4 protein-coding genes are annotated in these 3,383 nt (G+C 73.4%); 3 read left to right on the top strand and 1 reads right to left on the bottom strand.

The window, feature by feature from the left end; genetic code table 11:
* The first annotated feature begins 104 nt into the window (after nucleotides 1-104).
* Nucleotides 105-290, top strand: coding sequence for a DUF6104 family protein (locus tag ACFWEP_RS33235; protein WP_365926476.1), 186 nt, complete (start codon nucleotides 105-107; stop codon nucleotides 288-290).
* A 48-nt stretch (nucleotides 291-338) separates the two neighbouring features.
* Here the strand turns inward: ACFWEP_RS33235 and ACFWEP_RS33240 are convergent, their stop codons facing one another.
* On the bottom strand, nucleotides 339-1,184 hold the full coding sequence (locus tag ACFWEP_RS33240; protein WP_387375812.1) for a hypothetical protein: 846 nt from the start codon (nucleotides 1,182-1,184) through the stop codon (nucleotides 339-341).
* A gap of 160 nt (nucleotides 1,185-1,344) precedes the next feature.
* On the opposite strand from ACFWEP_RS33240, the gene ACFWEP_RS33245 reads away from it, so the two are divergent.
* Entirely contained in the window at nucleotides 1,345-2,202 is an 858-nt protein-coding gene (locus ACFWEP_RS33245; protein ID WP_387375814.1) for a DUF4097 domain-containing protein, read from the top strand.
* 1 nt (nucleotide 2,203) lies between these two features.
* Entirely contained in the window at nucleotides 2,204-3,346 is a 1,143-nt protein-coding gene (locus tag ACFWEP_RS33250; protein WP_387375816.1) for a helix-turn-helix transcriptional regulator, read from the top strand.
* Nucleotides 3,347-3,383: the final 37 nt, after the last annotated feature.

The following is a 3,383-nucleotide window of genomic DNA, read 5'->3' on the forward strand; positions in this document are numbered from 1 at the left end:
ACCGCGGTGGGGGCCGGTCCCTGTTCCGTGCTGCTGCGGGGCGGGGGCCGGGCGCGCCCTACCCTGAGGGGAGAACATCCACAGGCAGGCATCAGGAGCACGTTGTGTATTTCACGGACCGGGGCATCGAGGAACTGGAGAAGCGGCGCGGCGAGGAGGAGGTCACCTTCGAGTGGCTGGCCGAGCAGCTGCGTACCTTCGTCGACCTCAACCCCGATTTCGAGGTGCCGGTCGAGCGGCTGGCGACCTGGCTGGCGCGTCTGGACGACGACGAAGAAGACGACGAGTGACGCGGCCGGGCCGGCCGGCCCGGGCGTGCCCGCACCGGTGGGGTCCCCTCATCGGTGCGGCAGGGTCTCCCCTGCTGCCGGCTGGGCCCTGACCTCGTTGTAAGCGAGTCCCAGCACCCCCTGCACGAGCAGCAGCACGCCGGCCGCCGTCCATCCGCCGCTGCGGCGGAACGCTCCCCAGAGGGCCAGCGGGGCACCGACGAGCACCTGCGTGGTGGCCACCGCCCGCGCCCGGGGGCCGAGCATCCAGGGGCCGAGGCCGCTGCTCTCGACGGCGTCGAGTTCCACCCGCACGGCGTCCCGCCAGCCCGCCCACTCGATCCGCCCGGTGCCCGGCAGTGCCCGGGCCGCCTCCCGCAGCGCCTCGGTGCTCCGGCCCGGTTCAAGTCCCGGCCGCAGCTCGACTCCCGTACGGGTGAGCAGGCCGAGCAGCGTCCGCAGCCGCGCGCAGCCGTCCGCGTGCGGGTCGGGGCGGGTCAGGGTCTGCAGCGCCTGTACGTCGAGCACCGGGTCGAGATCCAGCCGCGCCGCGAACGTGGCCATCGCCTCGTCCTCACCGGCTGCCGTGCCGTCCGCCAGCCAGACGTATCCGACCGGGCGCCGGAAGCCCGACGCGAGCACGCAGCCGGCCCGGGTGCCGTCCCACCAGAGCGCGACGACCGGCCAGGTGGCGGCGACCGCGAGGGCCGCCGCCCAGCCCGTCAGCACCCGGTCGACCGGTTCGGCGGGTTCGGCGGGCGTGTCCCGCCAGGCCCGTCCCTCCGGCACCAGCACGCTCCACTCCTCACCGGCGGGGATGAGGAGCATGCGCTCGCGCAGGAGGTGGGCCAGGGGCCGCACGGTCTCGGTGTCCGCCCGGCACAGCAGCAGAGCCCCCACGGGTGTCGCGTCCATGTCTTACACGCTAGGGCAATTCATCCAGGTATGAGCCCTTTTGCCGCCTGGGCGAGGGTGCGGAGGCGCTCTCGGCCTTGACTCCTCCAAGCCGCGATATATCGTGTTCTGCAGAGACGCGATATGTTGCGTCGTGCCACCCTCTCTGGAGGTCACACCCATGCCTGTGTCGACGTGGACCGTCGCCGAGCCACTGAAACTCGCTTTCGACGAGGAGGTGACCGCGCTCAGGGTGCGGGTCGTCAACGGCACCGTCAACGTGGTCGGCTCCGAGGAGCCCGAGGCCCGGCTGGAAGTCTCCGCCATCGACGGCCCGCCACTGATCGTCACCCTCGACGACGGCGTCCTGTCGGTGACCTATGAGGACCTCCCCTGGAAGAGCTTCCTCAAGTGGCTCGACCGCAACGGCCGTTCCCGCAGCGCCACGGTCACCCTCGCGGTACCCGCCTCCGTGTCCGTCGAGGTCGGCGTCGTCGGCGCCGGGGCGTTCGTCTCGGGCATCCGGGGGCGTACCGACGTCCGCGGCGTCACCGGCGACACCACCCTCGTCGCGCTCTCCGGGGAGGTACGCGGCGAGACGGTCTCCGGCGGACTGGAGGCGCAGGCCGTCACCGGCGACCTCCGGTTCAAGTCGGTCTCCGGCGATCTCACCGTGGTGGAGGGCGCGGGCACCTCGGTGCGCGCCGATTCCGTCAGCGGCGACATGGTGCTGGACCTCGACGCCACGGGGGCGCCGACCGACATCCGGCTCGCCACGGTCTCCGGCGCCATCGCGATCCGGCTGCCCCACCCGGCGGACGCCGAGATCGAGGCGAACACCGCGAGCGGCGCCGTCTCCAACGCCTTCGAAGACCTGCGGGTCGGCGGCCAGTGGGGCGCGAAGAAGATCACCGGCACGCTGGGCGCCGGTACGGGCAAGCTCAGGGCGACGACCGTGTCCGGCTCGATCGCCCTGCTGCGCCGCCCGCCGTCCGAGGACGAACCGTACGTTGCCGAGCCGACCGGAAAGGCACTCTGACATGCCCCCCGTATTCGCCCACGGCCGCCTGCGCCTCTACCTGCTGAAACTGCTCGACGAGGCCCCGCGCCACGGCTACGAGGTGATCCGGCTGCTGGAGGAACGCTTCCAGGGGCTGTACGCCCCGTCCGCCGGCACGGTCTACCCCCGGCTGGCCAAGCTGGAAGCGGAGGGGCTCGTCACCCACGCCACGGAGGGCGGCCGCAAGGTCTACTCGATCACCGAAGCGGGTCGCGCCGAACTCGCCGGCCGCACCGGCGAACTCGCCGATCTGGAGCTGGAGATCCGCGAGTCGGTCTCCGAGCTGGCCGCGGAGATCCGTGACGACGTCCGGGGCGCGGCCGGCAAGCTGCGCAGCGACATGCGCGCCGCCGCGTCCGCTTCCCGCCACCGGCCCGGCTCCGGTGGACCCGGTGGTGCCAGGAGCGACTGGGAGTCCCTCATCGGCGATCTGGGAGACCTCGCCAAGGTGGGAAATCTGGGCGACTTCACGGAGAAGGACGCCTGGCGCAAGGCCAAGGAGGAGTTGCGCCAGGCCAAGCAGGAGTGGAAGGAGCAGGCCCGCCGGGCGAAGGACGAGTCGCGGCGTGCCCGCGAGGACGCGCAGCAGGCCCGCCGCCAGGCGAAGGAGGCCGACGAGCGCGCCCGTGAGCAGATGCGGAACGCCGCCCGCCAGGTGCAGGAGCACTTCGCGCGGGGCGACTGGCCCGCCGGGGTGCGCGACGGCCTGGCGGAGATCACCGGCCACCTCGCCGGCCTCGCCAAGACCGGCACCTGGCCGCCCTCCGACCGCACCGAGCACACGCGCGCGCAGAGCCCGGAGGCCCGGCCGTCGGATCAGGAGCACTCGCGTCCGGGCGGGGCGGCCGCGGACGCGAGGGCCGCTTCCCGTACGGAGCCCGGCCCCGCGCCCGACTGGGCCGCGGACGTGCCGGTCACCGGCGATCCGGCCCGCGACCTGGACCGGCTGCTGGACCGTTTCCGCGACGACATCCGCGACGCCGCCCGCGACCGGGGCGTCACGGACGAGCAGGTGGCAAAGGCCCGCGCCCACCTCGCCACGGCGGCCTCGCGCGTCGACGCGCTGCTGCGGAGCGACGGACCGCACGACGGGGACGACCCGAAGGACCTCCGCAGGGCCTGAAAGACCGTCACGCGGTGAGGCCGCCACCCGTCGGAGG

It is taken from the genome of Streptomyces sp. NPDC060198, from assembly GCF_042728415.1.
Classification (GTDB): Bacteria; Actinomycetota; Actinomycetes; order Streptomycetales; family Streptomycetaceae; genus Streptomyces.